We start from the raw sequence: 16,656 nt of genomic DNA on the forward strand, positions 1-16,656 counted from the left end.
AAAATAATTAAATTTATACTTATAGTTATGTCATTATTAAGGTATATTCAAAAAGTAAATTTAACCGGCATTTAATATATAATGCTTAACGATTACTTAAATCGGCCTTCAGACCGTTTTTATTCACTAGCACTGTGCTAACATGTAGAAAAGATTTTACGTTTACACGAAAGATAGACATAGAGAATGAAGAGGAGCCATGTTTCGAGTGCACGGTTTTCGTGCAAGGAGAATGGACATCCAATGAAAATGAGATTTTTACGTTAACGTAAAATAGACATTAATAATGAAGAGGAGCCCGCCACTATGCTATTAACTATTATTATCGTTGTGCTTTTAGGCTTAGCAATCTATCGCGGCTTGCATCGTGGCCTAATTGTTGAATTATTATATTCACTAGGCTATATTGCCGTTTTTATCTTTGCCCGAATGACCTACCAAACAGTTGGGGCGGCATTAGCTAATCTAACTGGAACAACGACAACCAATTTTGGACTTGCAAATTCAATTGCCTTTTTGTTACTTACTGCAATTGGCTGGATGCTAATTCACTTTATTGCTAGATTATCACGTTACATTACCTTTTTACCGGTTATCCATCAGGCCAATGGTTTGGCAGGTGGCATTGTTGGTTTCGTGATTACTTACCTGATGGTTTTTGTAGTTCTTTGCATTGGCGCGCTGTTACCAGTGCAGTCATTTCAAAATCAACTGCAGGAATCAACCGTTGCACAAACTATTTTGACTAAGACCCCCGTTCTAACCAGTAACTTATTGCAACGGTATCTAGGGCATACGGATTCTAATTCCGATACTTCAAATAAAACCACTACCGATCAAACAACTAATCAGACATCGATCTAAATAGTGGGACAAAGTAACTAGCAGTAGGCAATCTAAGCCGTGTTAGTAAAATGCTTTTACCACAAGAATAGACAACATTCAAAGCGGCATCAGCCAGTTGCGATCTTTGTAAATAACTAACTTTAACTGCGAAGTAGAAGCTAACCACTTTTTCAAACACTCTCTAAGCGGATTACTTTGGCCCACTTTTTTTAATTAAAATTAAAAAAAGTGGGCCAATTCTGCTATGATGTACTTAATTGGGAAATGGAAAGGTTAGTTGTCGCTTATGAAGAGAGAAAATGCGCTATCAATTTTAAAAAAACTAATTCAAATTAAGTCAGTTAATCAAAATGAAGCGACCGTGGCGGATTATATTGCGGATTTATTTCATCCGTATCCGGCTGCACAAGTAACGCGCGTTGAGTACGCACCAGGCCGAACTAATTTAGTAATTACAGTGAATGGTCAGGCTGATGGGAAAATAATTGGTCTAGCCGGACACACCGACGTTGTTGCGCCAGGGGATGTTGCTAATTGGAAGTACCCGCCATTTAGTGGAACTGAGGCAATGAATAAGATTTATGGTCGCGGTGCTACTGATATGAAGAGCGGGTTAGCGGCTATGGTTTGCGTTTTGTTAGATCTCTTAGCGGCAGGGACACCTTTTAACGGAAAAATTCGTTTATTTGCAACTGTTGGTGAAGAAACCGGGGAGTACGGTGCCGCCCAGTTAACTAAACAGGGATTTGCGGATGATTTAGACGCTTTAATCATTGGCGAGCCTAGTAATCTGAATGTTGAATACACTCACCGCGGTGTCATTGACTATACTGTCATGTCTGTTGGTAAAAGCGCCCATAGTGCTGAGCCACAACGCGGTATTAATGCTATTCAGAATCTACTATTGTTCTATCCGCGAATTCAGGCGTTAATGGCCAGCAAGGATCAGGTTGATCCGGTACTTGGTGGGCTATTACATAATATTACGTTGATTTCTGGTGGTGATCAGATTAATAGTATTCCGGCACGGGCAATGCTGTCGGGCAATGTGCGGACAATTCCGGCATACCCAACCAAAAATTTAATGACAGAAATAACGCAGTTAGTTGCTGAGCTTAATCAAATAGATGGTGTTCATCTTGAAATCACTTATCATTATCCAGAAAGCCCGTTACCTGGCAACCCTAAGGCACCATTTGTTCAGCTAGTTAAACAAATCGCTGCTGAACGATTGGATCGAGAAATTCCAGTAGTTGGCGATAGTGGTGCAACGGATGCTTCAGAATTTATTCACGCTGCAAAACGATTTCCAATTGTTATTTTTGGACCAGGTAACGATTCGGGACATCAAGTTGATGAGAACGTAGTAATTTCAAATTATTTGGCTGCGATCCAAATTTACCATCAGGTTATTGATACGTTTTTAAAATAGAAAATAAATAGGACTTCAGAATTGGCCATCTTAGCTGGCAATTCTGAAGTCCTTTTAGGTGCTTTATACTAAGTAAATTTGTTGAAGTTCCTTGATATCGTGATCACTCAGATCAAGATCAGTGTGCAAGTAATTTTTTAGATCACCAGCCTCGTGCTTAATTTCAGTTAAGGCAGTAGCCAGGTAATCAGGATGAACGGTTAACAGCGACTGAATATTTGTGACGACGTTTTGATGTGCGTTTAGTGATTTTAATTCAGCGAGCCGGTGTTCAATGTGCGGGGCCGCAATTGTATTTGTTAGTAAATAATCAGCCTTAATTGTTTCACGGTCCACACCTAACGCAGTGAGCAAGAAAACGGCACCCATACCAGTACGGTCCTTCCCAGCAGTACAGTGAAATAAAACAGCCTCATTATCCTCTGTATTAGCCAATAACGTTGCAAAAAAATCATGATAAACTTTTTTGGCGTGGGGATCGGCAATCAAATTATGGTAGACCTTGAGCATTCGTTCATGGCCGCTATTTGGATTATCCCGGTATTCAATTTCTAATTCGTGCATTGATTGTGAATTTTGGGTCTGATCATAATCAAATACTGGAAGATAGTGATAGGTTGCACGAACAGGAACCTTATCTGGTGTTTGAGTAACTTCATCATTTGAACGAAAATCGATATCTTGACGGACACCGTAATCACTTAAATAGGTTAAGTCACGGGAATTTAGTTCGCCTAATAGGCCTGAACGCACTAATTTATGGTACTTAACGTGTTGACCGTTTTGTGATTCGTAACCACCAAGTTCACGAAAATTACTGCCAGTTGTGATGGGTAATGCCTGATTTGCTGTCTGTTCTACCATTTGTGGATCCTCCTAAGTTCTGTAAGGGTTATGTGACATGAAATTTATTTTCAAAGGCCAACGGTTTATTTGGGCCATGTTTAAAAATTACTTTTGCGAAAGTATTCTTCTGACTGATTTAGTGTAAACGTGCTTAAAAATTGGCTTTTTCAAACACTCCTTGTAACCCCATAGCGTGCACTAGAAACGTGGTCACAAATAAAGGCAGCTTAAAAGAAGTTGCCTTTCGTCAATACTGTACCATAAAAAGTGTCTTTAACGGTAAAATTTGTTCAATCAGATCGTTAATCGTTAACCATTTCAAGACCAAGTACGGTCAAGTGACCATTGGCGATTAACTGAATGATTAATTTAGCGAGGTGCTCCGGTGAAAAACTACCATCAGAATACACCCACCAATGAACCGTGCCAATAAAAATCGAAGTCATGTAGGAAACAATAAAGCTAGTCGGAATGGGTGTTTCGTCCTGGGTAATTTTAAGTTGCGAGAATAATTGTGCGTATCTTTTTTGTAAAAGATCCTGAAGCATTTTTGCCAACGTATTTTGATTGGTTCCGCTAGATGCTAATACGAAAAATTCACGGTTGGCCCAGATTTCTTGAAAGAGTTGCGTTAAGAGGGTTTCAATTGTATTTATTTTGAGTTTGTTGCCATCGCGGATGATATCAGCATCCAGAATTTTCGCGAATGAAGTTATCGCTTTATTGAAAATTTGTTGGTAAAGGTCCTGCTTATCCTTGAAATGGGCGTAGAAGGTAGCACGATTGATCATTGCCTCATCGGCAATTTCCTGAATTGTTACGGCAGAAAGGCCTTTTTTTTCCACCAATTTCATAAAAGCACTGAAGATCATCTTTTTAGTTCGAATAACACGCAAATCAGTTTGTTTGGCCATAGAGGCACTTCCTAAACGTTTTTTGAGTAGAGTTCGATAACATATAAAAATTGATTATTTGTAGAATGGATATTTCCTGGGACTTTACCGGCCTATGCAAAAATAAAATAACCAGATATCCAACAATTTTAAACTGTTCGTCGTGTAAGCTCACAAATCGGCCTAAATTGCTGATTGCATAAACATTGTGAAGCAGTAGACTAAACATATATAGTATAACAGATAAGTTGTTGGTTATTCAACGATCTGTTAGTGAATGAAGGACAACTGATGTGATCGCTAAGGGCGAGAGACTTAGATGGGAGGAATACTATGACAAAACTACGTGGTGGGATCGACGTTGGGTCGACAACTGTGAAACTTGTTATTATGAATGAGCAAAATGAGACGTTATTTGCTCGTTATGAGCGCCATTATTCCGATGTGAAAACAGCGAGTAAAAAAATTATCGATGAAGCAATTAAGGAATTAGGGCCGACTGTGCCAATTTCATTTACAATCACGGGTTCTGGTGGTATGGGCCTCGCAAACTTACTACAACTTAAATTTATTCAAGAAGTTATTGCTTGTACCAAAACGGTTGAGGAATTAATTCCGCAAACGGATGTCAGTATTGAACTTGGTGGTGAGGACGCCAAGATTACGTTCTTTGGTGCTTCACTTGAACAACGGATGAACGGTAGTTGTGCCGGTGGGACTGGTGCTTTTATTGACCAAATGGCAACACTTTTAAAAACCGATGCAAATGGCCTTAATATAATGGCTAGGGATTACGAAATGATTTATCCGATTGCTTCGCGTTGTGGTGTCTTTGCAAAAACGGATGTTCAGCCGCTGATTAATGATGGTGCTAAAAAGGCGGATATCGCTGCGAGTATCTTTCAGGCAGTGGTCAACCAAACAATCGCCGGGTTGGCCTCTGGTCGTAAAATTCGCGGTAAGGTGGCCTTTCTTGGTGGCCCACTGTATTTTATGGATCAACTGCGCGCCCGTTTTATTGATACTTTGAATTTAGCACCAGAAGATGTTGTCTTTCCAGCTGATCCACAATTATTTGTGGCTAAAGGTGCCGCATTTTATGCTGCTGACCAACCAGAAATAACGTTAGTCACTTTGGCCGATCGGTTAGTTAACGGCGATGATAGTGTTATGAAACCTTCCCGCTCCTTAGCGCCATTATTTAAAAATGATGATGAGTTGCAGGAATTTCGCAAGCGCCACGCCCAGGCTAAGGTTGAAGAACGTGATCTAGCTAGTTATCACGGCACGGCCTTTTTAGGAATTGATGCGGGATCAACCACAACTAAAGTGGCTTTGATGAGTACCGATCACAAGCTACTATATACTTATTATGACAGCAATGATGGCGATCCGCTAAAGAAAACGGAAGAAATTTTGAGGGACTTATACGCTAAATTACCTGCTGATGTGGTTATTGGTAAAACGGCCGTTACTGGTTACGGTGAACATTTAATCAAAAACGCCTTAATGGTTGATATTGGTGAAGTTGAAACGGTAGCCCATTACCGAGCGGCTCATTATTTCCAACCAAACGTCGATTTTATCCTCGATATTGGCGGTCAAGATATGAAAGCAATGACCGTTAAAAACGATGCTTTAGCGACAATTAAATTGAACGAGGCCTGTTCTTCTGGGTGTGGTTCTTTCATTGAAACGTTTGCGACCTCACTAAAGTATTCAGTTAAGAATTTTGCGCAGGCGGCTTTGCTTGCACAGCATCCCGCTGATCTTGGTTCCCGCTGTACTGTCTTTATGAACTCTAAGGTCAAACAAGTTCAAAAAGAGGGTGCCTCAATTGGTGACATTTCTGCCGGCTTATCAATGTCGGTAATTAAAAATGCCCTTTATAAGGTTATTAAATTACGGCGGCCTGAAGATTTAGGCGAGAATATTGTTTGTCAAGGTGGGACTTTTTATAATGAGGCCGTTTTACGGGCCTTTGAACTTATTTCTGGGCGCCAAGTAATCCGGCCTAACATTGCGGGTTTAATGGGCGCTTATGGGGCGGCGTTGATCGCCGAAGAGGCGTACCAAGATGGGGACCAAACAACCTTACTAAAGCCTGAACAGATGGATAACTTAACCTCTAAAAAAGAATTTATGCACTGTGGCCTTTGTGAAAACAACTGTGCCTTAACGATCACTATTTTTAATGATGGGCGCCGCTTTGTCACCGGTAATCGGTGTGAACGTGGTGAGGCACGGGGCATGAAGCAACGAGTGCCGAAGAGTAACGGTAAAATTAATCTTGTTCAAGAAAAGTATAAATTACTATTTAGTTACCGGCCACTACGTAAAAAATTAGCTACCCGGGGTATTATTGGAATGCCACGCGTTCTAAATATGTACGAAGACTATCCTATGTGGCAAACTTTTTTTACTAAGTTAGGTATTCGTGCTGAATTATCACCAAAAGGCAGCAAGGAACAATACGAAAAGGGAATTGAAACGATTCCTAGCGATACAGTTTGTTATCCGGCCAAACAAGTTCACGGTCATATTCAGGCTTTAATTGACAAGGGTGTTAAGACAATTTTCTACCCCGGAGTTGTTTATGAACGCGAAGAAAATAAAGATGCACAAAACCATTTTAACTGTCCAATTGTTCAGTCATACCCCGATGTTATCAAAAATAATGTTGACGAGATTCGTGAGGGTAAAGTGAACTACCTCGATCCTTATTTAAACTTGGCCGATCACGAATCAACGGCGAAAAACCTTTGTGAGGCACTTAGTAGTTTTGACGTTAGCTTAGATGAAGTCAAAACGGCCTTAGAAGCGAGCTATGCTGAATTGGAACACTTTAAACAGCAGGTTCGCGATCGCGGTGAAGATACCTTACGTTTATTAAAACAAAATGGTGAACGGGGGATTGTTTTAGCCGGCCGACCTTATCACTTGGATCCTGAAGTCAACCACGGTATTTCACAAATTATGACTGCGGAAGGCTTCAACGTGTTGACGGAAGACTCAATTGCGCATCTTGGCGACGTTAAAGGCTTACGAGTTGTCAATCAGTGGGTTTATCATTCACGTCTTTACGCTGCGGCTCGAGTAGCGGCGCGTGATCCACAGCTGGAACTAGTTCAGTTAAATTCGTTTGGTTGTGGCCTAGACGCCATTGATACGGACCAGATTGAAGATATTATGAGCCAGTACAATCGACTTTACACCGTTTTGAAAATTGATGAGGGTACCAATATGGGTGCCGTTCGAATTCGGTTACGTTCGCTAAAGGCTGCGGTTAAGGAACGAAATAAACGCTTGATTATGCCAACGAAACAATTCGAAGATGACAAACCAATTACCTTTACCAAAGATATGCAAAAAGAACACTATACTTTACTGATGCCAATGATGTCCCCAATTCATCAAAATGGGTTGGTTGATGTTGCTTTACAAGCGTCTGGTTATAACGTGGTTAATTTACCAACTGATGACCACCACGCAATTGATGAAGGGCAGAAGTTTGTTAATAACGATGCTTGTTTCCCGGCTATCATTTCAATTGGCCAGATGTTAGAGGCTTTAAAGAGTGGTAAATATGATCTAGACCATACGGCCGTGATGATGACGCAAACAGGTGGTGGCTGCCGTGCAACCAACTATATTCCCCTGATCCGTAAGGCCTTGAAAGACGCTGGCTTCGCAAAGATTCCAGTTGTTTCAATGTCATTAGGTAATCAAGGTGTTGAAGAAACACCCGGCTTCAAGTTAACCTTACCGTTACTCAAACGAGTAGCATTAGGTTTCTTGTATGGTGATTTATTCGAGCGTGTGGTTTATAAGACTCGCCCTTATGAACAGAATCCAGGGCAAGTTGACCAAATGCATGCGGATTGGTTAAAGCTTGTTAAACCAAGTATCGTTAAGGGCAGCTTCCGGCAATTCAAAAAGAACGTTCGCCAGATTGTTCGCGACTTCGATACTGTTCCGTTAACTGATGAAATCCGACCAAAAGTTGGTTTAGTAGGCGAAATTTTGGTTAAATATTCGCCAATCGCTAATAATGATCTTGTTCATTTATTAGAAAGTGAAGGTGCTGAAGCCGTTGTTCCTGATATCGTCGGTTTCATGAATTACTCGCTTTATAATCAAATTTATAAGTATAAACAGTTTGGTTTTGCTAAAAAGTCAGAGGTTCTGGCGGAGATGGGCCTGAAACTGATTAATTGGTGTGAGAAGCCAATGCAGGCGGCTTTAGTTGCTTCCGATCGTTTTACTGGGATTGATGCAATTGAAACGTTAGCAAATGATGCCAGCAAGGTACTTTCATTAGGAAATCAAACTGGAGAAGGTTGGTTCTTAACTGGTGAAATGATTAGTCTGTTGAAAGAAGACGTCAATAATATCATTTGTATGCAGCCATTTGGTTGTTTGCCCAACCACGTTGTTGGTAAAGGTGTGGTCAAAGAATTACGCCGGGAATATCCGAAGGCCAACATCGCTCCAATTGACTACGATCCTGGTGTTTCAATTGTTAACCAACTTAATCGCATTCGGCTGATGTTGGCTACGGCTAATAAAGCTTTGGCTAAGGACGAAGAAGTTAAGGTTCATTAATTGACTCTGAGCAACTACTTGATTTGATCTATCTGCCAGTAATAAAGCCAATTTTTAAGACGCAATAAAAAGAACGTAGCCGTTACTTGGCTACGTTCTTTGCGTCTCGGAAATAAATAAAGTTATTGAACTAGTTTCTGCTGGAGAAATTCTTGAAGAACGACGGCCTGATTATGAGTCTCATCCTTTGCACCGAAAAGTAAAATGACGTTACCAACGGCCAGTTTTTCTTTAACTAGTTGGCAAAAATCAGTAGTTGCTGGATTACTATTTAATTCGGTGAGGTAACGTTGTTTAAATTCCGGGTATTTAGAAATTTCGTGGTTAAACCACTGCCGCAATTCTTTACTAGGCGCAATCTCTTTTTCCCAGCTGGCCAATGCTGCATTGACCTTAGAAATACCACGTGGCCAAACACGATCAACCAAAATTCGGTAGCCGGCAGTATCAACTGGTTTTGTATAGATTCGTTCAATTTTTAATGCCATACTGTTCCACCTCTTTTTAAATTTAATCAATTATGACAGGTGTATCGAGAAATTAATTTTACTAATGTTTTTTGCCAAGCTTAATCTAAATCGCAGATTGTAAAAATAATTTACCAAGCGACAGTTCCGTAAGTATTCGTAAAAGTAGCAGTAGCTTGATTATTGGGACTAGTGGCAAGTTCAATTGTACGTGCGATTCCAAAACTAACTGGTTTTGCGCCTAATTTCTTGGCCAGTTCAGGTGTGGCACCGCCAAATTCGGTTGCCACCATACCTGGGTCGATTGCATTGACTGTAATTGGCAAATTGGCGCTAGACATTTCCTTAGCCAGCTGAACGGTATACATGTTAGCCGCCGCCTTTGCTGATTGGTATCCGACTGCCACAGCGTGATAGACGTTTGCTTTGGGATTCAGCGCTTCGGTCTTAGAGCCCATGATACTTGAAATGTTAATAATCTTGGACTTTGAACTCCTTTTAAGTAAAGGTAACATTTTTTGGGTGACGTCAACCAGACCAAAATAGTTAATTTCAAAATCCGCGCGGAGGTTAGTCAATTTAACTTCAGATGGCTTTTGTTGAAAATCAAATACCGCACCGGCATTGTTAATTAATATGGTAAGATACCCGTATTTTTCAGTGATAGTTTGGGCGGCCTTTGAAACGGAGGTCGGATCCATCACGTCTAATTGGACTAAATCTGCTTTAATTCCCGTTTGTGATAGGCGAGTAATGGCCGCTTTTCCCTTTTCCAAATTTCGCGAGCCCATGATGACCCGCTGACCTTTTTGACTTAATTCTTTGACAATTTCTAATCCCATACCGCGATTACCGCCGGTTACTAAGGTAATAATTTCATTTGTATTCATAAGCGTTAACTTCCTTTCAGGTAATTAATAGTTAATTCAATCCACTTGTATTGCTAGGAGGAGCCAGCACTTCGCGAACACTTAAATGATAAAGTGAATCAGAACATGACTACTTATTGAGAAACAAAAAGATTCGGTCTTAAAAGGTACGCACCAAAATAAGCGGCAACAATATCAGTAATGATCTTAAATTGAAAAGTAGAATCTAAATATCCTTTGCGGCGCACACCAGTGACTTGTTAGAGTAATTGCAAGGTTGGTAGTAATTTTTCTGGCTGGTCAATAAATTTTGTCGGTTTGGCGGCTGAGAGTTCTGTTATTGAGCCGAAACCATAAGTTACCGCAACGCTTTGTAAATGGTGATCATGGGCGCCATTAATGTCATTTTCCCGGTCACCAACCATAGCAATTTTGGCAGGCTGGGTGAGCTTTTCCGCGTTGAGGGCGTAGGCAATAATTTCACTCTTTGCTGCGCGTTTTTCATCCATACTGGCACCATAAATACCATTAAAATAGGTTGCTAGACCAAAGTGTTCGCAGATTTGTTCCGCGTATTTTTCAGGTTTAGAGGTTGTCATAAAAATTTGGTAACCAGTTTGCTGTAATGCAGCAAGCATCGCCGGGACACCTTGATAAACGGAATTTTCAAAAATACCTTGTTCAACGTAATATTCTCGGTAAGCCTTAAGGGCATCTTCTGCTTGCAGTGCTGTTAGACCAAAGTATTTTTCGTATGAGGCCAACAGTGGTGGCCCGATAAAAAGCTGTAGGGTAGCCGCCGATTTTTGCGGTAAACCAAGCTTTTTAATTGAATAGTTTAACGAATTAATAATTCCTGGCTTTGAGTCGGTTAAGGTACCATCGAGGTCAAAGAGGACTGTTTTGATTGTCATTGCGATCCAACTTTCTAATCGATTTATCCTTATTATAAGTCATGTTCAAAATGGTTGACAGTGTCCGGGTCAATTCTGTGGTAAAATAAGTTTAATTTGACGAAAGGACGTGAAAACGTCATGCGTGAAACACGAAGAGCACAGCAACAGGGTAATCGCGCTCAAAAAGAACCACGGCCCGTAAAACACCATTCTGTGATCGGTGCACTACTAACTATTATTTTAACTTTTAGCTTATTTATAGCCGTCGGTAGTGGGGTTCTAAGGCAAACAGCATTTAATCCAGATTTTGTTGCTAATGAAATCACTAAAACTAACGCTGCCAAGACACTGACGAAAAAAGTTAATACTGAGGCCGTAAATTACGCAACACAGTATCACATTCCGGCATCTGCAGTCGCTCATTTAGTAACTAAAACTGCGGTGCAAAGTGATCTGACGCAAACGATTAAAAATATTTACGCAAATAAAACTGATCCTGTAAGTACGACCCACATTATTGCCCACGTTAAGCAAAATTTAACGACTGCAATTGAAAAGAATGTGCCTTTACTAGCAGGTTCGACAACAATTGTTGATTTAATCACAACGCAGCTTACTTCAAGTTATCAACAAATGCTGCAGGTGCCACAAGTGACGCAAGCTGAATCACAATTGGCTAGTTATAATCAGATCATTCAGGCCGTCTTTTGGATTGCTTTAGTTATTTCAGTAGTCGGTTTAATCCTATTATTGATTAGTGATCATCATTTATTTTTGACGTTACGGCATATTGGTTGGGCAGCCTTAATTAGTGGCGGACTCCTATTTTTACTACGAATAGGAATGAACGCCTTAGGGATTGTTGATTATCTGGCCATTGCGGCAAAAGAGTTTAGTGAAGTGGCTACCCAGTTAGGGAATTCGATTATTAGCAGTTTTACACTGCCTAGCATAGTTTTAATGTTAATTGGAATAGTTAGCTTGATTGTTGGTCATTTAAAACGAGTTCGCTAAAAAAGTAGGACAAAAAGTCGGTTTTAGGTTCACTGCGTCAGGCAAGCTAATCTAATAACCATACTATGGCTATAGGCACGTGAACCCAGACTTTTGGCGCACGTTCTAGGGTAACGTTCAGAAACAATAAGAGGCTGGGACTTTTGTCCCAGCCTCTTTAAGCATTTTAGTTGTTTTCATTTTGGAAAACTAATTTAATGAAAAAAGGAGGTAACGCTATGAAAAATAATTTTCAAGCACGACATGTTTTAATTACGGGTGCGTCACGCGGCTTTGGCAAAGAATTAGCCTATGCTTTTGCTGAAAAAGGAGCCCGTGTGGACATAGTAGGACGTGATAGTAAGCAATTACAGCGCGTTAGTCAGTGCATTCGCCACCTGTCCAAACAACCTAGTCACTTTTTTAGTGCCGATTTAAGTAAAACAAGTGTTCAAAATAATTTATTAGCGGCCGTTCGGCATACATCTGGTCAAGTCGATGTGTTGGTTAATGCTGCCGGGTTACCTGGTTTTGGTCCCATCGTTAGTTTTCAGGCTGCTGATTTAAAAAAAGTTTTAGCGGTGAACACATTAGTACCGCTTGAATTAAGTCGCCAATTAATTCAGGGATGGCAGGGTGAAAATCGCTCGGGAATGATCATTAATATTGCGTCGCTTGCTGGTCAACTACCATTACCATACGCAAGCATACATGCGGCCAGCAAGGCTGCAATGATAGCCTTTACCACGAGTCTGCGTTATGAATTGCGACGTTGGCCGATTCAACTTTTAACGGTCAGTCCTAGTTTACTTGCCACTGGTCATTTTGATCAGGAAACTAGGCGTTATTTAAAACACCAATCATTGGTGGATCAATTAAGTGCTGCGTTACTTAAACAAAGCCAGTTAGATCCGGCAAAAGCAGCAAAGAGGGTTATTAAAGCGGCTGAAATGGGTAAAAGTGAATTAGATTTGCCGTATGCGACAACAGGTCTAGTTCAACTTTATAATCTTTGCTCTGCACCAGTTCGCGCTTTAATTGCAAACCGCTATCAATTGAAAAAGTGATAAAAAGAGGGGCCTTAAGCTGTGAGTTGGTCTGGGTAGTATTTGGAAAATGCTTTACCTGACTAATTCAGTGTAAACGGGTTTAAAAAGGCAGTTTCTTGCGTGCCTTCTAAACACTCTCTAAATTTGGTCACAAAAAAGCCGTGATGCTAAACATCACGGCTTTTAAGAATGGGTAATAATCGGATCTTTCTATGATCGGTTATAATTACCAAAAGATTTATCTAATAAAATCAATTGTTAATTTAAGCCAATCCACAGAAGCTAACTAACTTTTACACCATTTTGGTAGTTACTATTTTTGAGCTTCCTTCATGAAGTAACCGAATGGTTTCAAGTCTTGTGCTTGGTACTTTTCAACAAAGGCTTTAACCTTTTCAGGATCAGTGAAGTTTGGATCAATATCTAAGTGTTCAGTTGTTAATGGCATCTCATGAGTTAACTTAACGTCAATAACAACTGGGCCTTTAACGTTTTTAGCATCTGCTAAGGCGTTCTTCATATCGTCAACTGTACGAACAGTATAGCCTTTAGCACCCATACCTTTACCAACAGTTGCCCAGTCAGTATCGATCAAATCAACACCAGAAAGTGGTTGCTTTGAATCGTCACGTTGTTCAGCTTCAATAAAGCCTAAGGTTTCGTTACTGAAGACAACGTTGATAATATGTTGTTGGTACTTAACTTGTGTCAAGATATCTTCAACAGTCATTGCGAAGCCACCTTCACCGCTTAAACTATAAACATCGCGGTCGGGATAGCTTGTCTTAGCAGCAATTGCAGCGGGAATACCGTAGCCCATTGTTGCGTATTGACCAGAAGTTGTCCACTTTTGCGTTGTCTTAAGATCGATTAGGCGCATGAAGTTAATGTTGACATTACCAACATCAATAGCGTAGACAGCTTTGTCGCTAGCATCTTTGTTAATTAAATCAAAGATTGGTTCTGGACGAACTGGAACGTCAGTATTGCTCTTAAAGCTATCTTGCCAATCACGCCAGTTCTTACGATCAGCCAAAGCTGCCTTATAGAATGGTGTTGGTTGTAATTCGTCGCCTTTAGCGGCAATTGCAGCAAGAGCCTTTTTAGCATCAGCCAAAATTGGAACTTCAATTTTATGACGTTTGCCAAGCTTTTCGTTGTCAATATCAATTTGAATAACCTTAGCTCTACGGTTAAATAGGAAGATACTAAATGGAACATCATTACCAACCCAAAGGATTAAGTCAGTACCAAAACCAACTTCAACACCTGGTTTTGGTGCAACCCGACCAGTTGAGCCAAGGTAGTTCTCGTATTCATCTTCAACAACGCCCTTAGCTAAAACGGAAGAAACAAGCGGCATCTTGAATTTTTCAGCAACGGCCTTCAATTCGGCACCGGCCTTTTTAGCACCAATACCAAAGTAAACCATTGGAGCTTTAGCATTCTTGATTAATTCAACTGCTTCGTCAATAGCTTTAGGATCTGGATCTGGATAGATTGGGTCAACGTGATTTTCGGCGTTAGAGACAAAGTTATCCGGAATTGGAGTCCAGCCGAAGTCTTTAGGAATCGTTACAACAGCAACACCACTGTGTTTGTAAGCTTGACGAATTGCTTCATCAATCATTGCAGGAACACTCTTAGCTGTCATTGCAATGCGGTTCCAAACAGCGACATCGCTAAACATTGGTTCTTCGTCCATTGCCTGGAAGAAGTCAATGTTCATTCGACTTGTTGGAACTTGGGCAACAATTGCTAAAACTGGTACGTGGTCGTGCTTAGCATCATACAACCCATTAAGTAAATGAACGGCACCAGGACCTGCAGAACCAAATGTTACTGCAAGTTTACCAGTTAGTTTAGCATCGGCGGCGGCTGCAAGAGCACCAACCTCTTCGTGGCGAACCTGAATGTATTTGAGTGTATCTCTTCTATTATAAATGGCGTTCATTGTTGAGTCGAAAGAACCACCAGGTAATCCATAAAGGTGTTTAACTCCCCAGTCTTCAAGAACTTTTAAAGCTGCATCAGAAGCATTGATCATGTTTACATCTGCCATTGAAAAAACCCTCCTTGATTAATTAAGTATTAATTATCGCTCGTTGAGATTCAACTTACACACATAGTATATAACCAAAAAAAAAAATGTAAACGATTTAATTCAGACTTTTGAAGCGCTAACAAGTGAAAACCAACACAAAAAATGTATTTAAAATTTCTTAGTAACAGAAGAGTCATTGAACAAAGTTGGCCAAAAGCACGTCTTAATAATTTTTATCATTTTATTGTTGCTTAAGTATGGTCTATCTATTTGGTAGTATTTGATTTTGTTTGAAATTATTTGTGAGAAGTGTTCATTAGTCAATATTTTATTGCTCAATTAAGTTGCTTTTAACTTGTTAGTTATTTTACAAAGTGAACAAAATTCTACAAAACTTTTTTTGCTCACTTTGTAAATAATTGTAAATCTTTGCAGTTGGGAACCAGCTTAGTTAAACTAAAGTAAGTAAAATGCTTCAGAATTTTGCTTGAATTTGCTTTATGTAGTTTGTATTAAAACAATTAGCGCGGCCGTGTTTGGAACCGGCTTTTAGTATCTTACTGACTGGTTTGGTGTTGAAAGAGCAGCTTTCTGCAATTGTCGTAGTTGAATATAAACAACAGTTGGTGCATCAAGATTATTAGCGTACTTGGCTGCGATTTGGATTTTGGTTCATCCTAGTCCGATCGACATCGTCAGCGCGGCTGCTAGTAATCCTCAATTACGAAGTAAAATCTAGCCGCTTTTCCAAACACTCGCAAGGCTTAAATCCGTCGTTGGACCAAAATAAATTCAGCCTAGCGATGGAGCTTTAATTGACCGATTATTTATATAATAAAGAAAAAGGGTGGTGCAATATGAATAAAAAATTAACTAAATCAAATGAACGTATTATTTCTGGGGTTGTTGGTGGGATTGCCGAATATTTCAATATTGATAAAACGTTATTACGAGTAATTTATGCTGCTGCAACAGTTTTTACTGGTATTTTTCCATTAATTATTCTTTACATTATTGCGGCGTTGATTATGCCTAATAATTAGAAGATATTGCGGCCAAAGATGGTCGTTTTAGACACATTAAACAAGGTATTAGACCTACGCTAACTAAATGTTTAATTAAATAAAGCAGGTCCACAGAACAAAAATCGTTCTGCGGGCCTGCTTTGATCATTTGGGCATCAGTACCTGTTATTTGTTTTCACTTATAACAGGAGCTGATGCCTTCAGATACATCGGTGTAGCCAAAGACATCACCTCCTTTCTTAGCAAGGTCTACTCAATTCGTATCAAGCAGAACGTTACTTTATATGTCTGTAGACTAGCACGCTAGTTTTGACCTGTCAATTGATTAGCACTCTGTATTTGGTTGCCTAACATTAGTGTTAAGTTTACGAAAATCTAATTGATTATCCCTAAATTAAATTCTATAATTAATTTCATTAAGAACTCTAGATTCGCGGTTCTGATAACAGTTTGGAGGCGAGAAACGTGCTAGGGTTTCATTTTAAAGGACGAAAAAAGAATAGTCTAGATACTAATTTAAAAACGCATGATTTTCAAAATATTGTAAAAACGGCACAGAATGACAAACGTTATCATCAACTCCAAGAAAAGTTTGATGAGCTGACCGTGAATTATAAAAAAGAAACTAAAAATAAATAGTTAATAAAGAACGCCCCAACTTAACGGTAATTTACTTCGTTAGGCTGGGGTG

General features: G+C 39.9%; 13 protein-coding genes. 7 read left to right on the forward strand and 6 right to left on the reverse strand.

The features are described 5' to 3' along the window. The first annotated feature begins 306 nt into the window (after positions 1 to 306). Both AYR53_RS05330 and AYR53_RS05335 read left to right on the forward strand, forming a co-directional pair. Positions 307 to 864, forward strand: a complete 558-nt coding sequence (locus AYR53_RS05330; protein WP_068281194.1) for a CvpA family protein — start codon at positions 307 to 309, stop codon at positions 862 to 864. A gap of 268 nt (positions 865 to 1,132) precedes the next feature. Next, positions 1,133 to 2,278: an ArgE/DapE family deacylase gene (locus tag AYR53_RS05335; RefSeq protein ID WP_068281193.1), complete on the forward strand. Its 1,146-nt coding sequence runs from the start codon at positions 1,133 to 1,135 to the stop codon at positions 2,276 to 2,278. Between the two features lie 63 nt (positions 2,279 to 2,341). Here the strand turns inward: AYR53_RS05335 and AYR53_RS05340 are convergent, their stop codons facing one another. Together AYR53_RS05340 and AYR53_RS05345 are read right to left on the reverse strand one after the other, a co-directional pair. Next, positions 2,342 to 3,142: a tyrosine-protein phosphatase gene (locus tag AYR53_RS05340; RefSeq protein ID WP_068225636.1), complete on the reverse strand. Its 801-nt coding sequence runs from the start codon at positions 3,140 to 3,142 to the stop codon at positions 2,342 to 2,344. A 284-nt stretch (positions 3,143 to 3,426) separates the two neighbouring features. Beyond that, on the reverse strand, positions 3,427 to 4,038 hold the full coding sequence (locus AYR53_RS05345) for a TetR/AcrR family transcriptional regulator (protein ID WP_068477251.1): 612 nt from the start codon (positions 4,036 to 4,038) through the stop codon (positions 3,427 to 3,429). A 312-nt stretch (positions 4,039 to 4,350) separates the two neighbouring features. On the opposite strand from AYR53_RS05345, the gene AYR53_RS05350 reads away from it, so the two are divergent. Then, a complete protein-coding gene (locus AYR53_RS05350) occupies positions 4,351 to 8,622 on the forward strand; it encodes a 2-hydroxyacyl-CoA dehydratase (RefSeq protein WP_068281192.1) in 4,272 nt (1,423 codons plus the stop codon). A 122-nt stretch (positions 8,623 to 8,744) separates the two neighbouring features. Here AYR53_RS05350 and AYR53_RS05355 read toward each other — a convergent pair whose 3' ends face one another. From AYR53_RS05355 to AYR53_RS05365, 3 genes are all read right to left on the reverse strand, one after another. Beyond that, complete coding sequence (locus tag AYR53_RS05355; protein ID WP_068281191.1) at positions 8,745 to 9,110, reverse strand: DUF488 domain-containing protein; 366 nt, start codon at positions 9,108 to 9,110, stop codon at positions 8,745 to 8,747. A gap of 110 nt (positions 9,111 to 9,220) precedes the next feature. After that, positions 9,221 to 9,979: an SDR family NAD(P)-dependent oxidoreductase gene (locus tag AYR53_RS05360; protein WP_068281190.1), complete on the reverse strand. Its 759-nt coding sequence runs from the start codon at positions 9,977 to 9,979 to the stop codon at positions 9,221 to 9,223. Between the two features lie 239 nt (positions 9,980 to 10,218). Then, on the reverse strand, positions 10,219 to 10,872 hold the full coding sequence (locus AYR53_RS05365; RefSeq protein WP_068281189.1) for an HAD-IA family hydrolase: 654 nt from the start codon (positions 10,870 to 10,872) through the stop codon (positions 10,219 to 10,221). A gap of 120 nt (positions 10,873 to 10,992) precedes the next feature. Between AYR53_RS05365 and AYR53_RS05370 the strand changes: the two genes are divergently transcribed. Next, positions 10,993 to 11,868, forward strand: a complete 876-nt coding sequence (locus AYR53_RS05370; protein ID WP_068225630.1) for a hypothetical protein — start codon at positions 10,993 to 10,995, stop codon at positions 11,866 to 11,868. A gap of 218 nt (positions 11,869 to 12,086) precedes the next feature. Continuing rightward, entirely contained in the window at positions 12,087 to 12,914 is an 828-nt protein-coding gene (locus AYR53_RS05375) for an SDR family NAD(P)-dependent oxidoreductase (protein WP_068281188.1), read from the forward strand. Positions 12,915 to 13,209: 295 nt separating this feature from the next. On the opposite strand, the gene spxB is transcribed toward AYR53_RS05375, so the two are convergent. Next, on the reverse strand, positions 13,210 to 14,958 hold the full coding sequence (gene spxB / locus AYR53_RS05380; RefSeq protein WP_068225628.1) for a pyruvate oxidase: 1,749 nt from the start codon (positions 14,956 to 14,958) through the stop codon (positions 13,210 to 13,212). Positions 14,959 to 15,797: 839 nt separating this feature from the next. Between spxB and AYR53_RS05385 the strand changes: the two genes are divergently transcribed. Beyond that, a complete protein-coding gene (locus AYR53_RS05385) occupies positions 15,798 to 15,983 on the forward strand; it encodes a PspC domain-containing protein (protein ID WP_068225627.1) in 186 nt (61 codons plus the stop codon). Positions 15,984 to 16,430: 447 nt separating this feature from the next. Then, a complete protein-coding gene (locus AYR53_RS13515; RefSeq protein WP_156519998.1) occupies positions 16,431 to 16,604 on the forward strand; it encodes a hypothetical protein in 174 nt (57 codons plus the stop codon). Positions 16,605 to 16,656: the final 52 nt, after the last annotated feature.

The organism is Loigolactobacillus backii, assembly GCF_001663675.1.
Taxonomy (GTDB): domain Bacteria; phylum Bacillota; class Bacilli; order Lactobacillales; family Lactobacillaceae; genus Loigolactobacillus; species Loigolactobacillus backii.

Excerpts from the sequence above, each read along its gene's own strand:
- AYR53_RS05330 (WP_068281194.1), top strand. The coding sequence starts at position 307 with ATGCTATTAACTATTATTATCGTTGTGCTTTTAGGCTTAGCAATCTAT.
- AYR53_RS05335 (WP_068281193.1), top strand. The coding sequence starts at position 1,133 with ATGAAGAGAGAAAATGCGCTATCAATTTTAAAAAAACTAATTCAAATT.
- AYR53_RS05340 (WP_068225636.1), bottom strand. The coding sequence starts at position 3,142 with ATGGTAGAACAGACAGCAAATCAGGCATTACCCATCACAACTGGCAGT.
- AYR53_RS05345 (WP_068477251.1), bottom strand. The coding sequence starts at position 4,038 with ATGGCCAAACAAACTGATTTGCGTGTTATTCGAACTAAAAAGATGATC.
- AYR53_RS05350 (WP_068281192.1), top strand. The coding sequence starts at position 4,351 with ATGACAAAACTACGTGGTGGGATCGACGTTGGGTCGACAACTGTGAAA.
- AYR53_RS05355 (WP_068281191.1), bottom strand. The coding sequence starts at position 9,110 with ATGGCATTAAAAATTGAACGAATCTATACAAAACCAGTTGATACTGCC.
- AYR53_RS05360 (WP_068281190.1), bottom strand. The coding sequence starts at position 9,979 with ATGAATACAAATGAAATTATTACCTTAGTAACCGGCGGTAATCGCGGT.
- AYR53_RS05365 (WP_068281189.1), bottom strand. The coding sequence starts at position 10,872 with ATGACAATCAAAACAGTCCTCTTTGACCTCGATGGTACCTTAACCGAC.
- AYR53_RS05370 (WP_068225630.1), top strand. The coding sequence starts at position 10,993 with ATGCGTGAAACACGAAGAGCACAGCAACAGGGTAATCGCGCTCAAAAA.
- AYR53_RS05375 (WP_068281188.1), top strand. The coding sequence starts at position 12,087 with ATGAAAAATAATTTTCAAGCACGACATGTTTTAATTACGGGTGCGTCA.
- spxB (WP_068225628.1), bottom strand. The coding sequence starts at position 14,958 with ATGGCAGATGTAAACATGATCAATGCTTCTGATGCAGCTTTAAAAGTT.
- AYR53_RS05385 (WP_068225627.1), top strand. The coding sequence starts at position 15,798 with ATGAATAAAAAATTAACTAAATCAAATGAACGTATTATTTCTGGGGTT.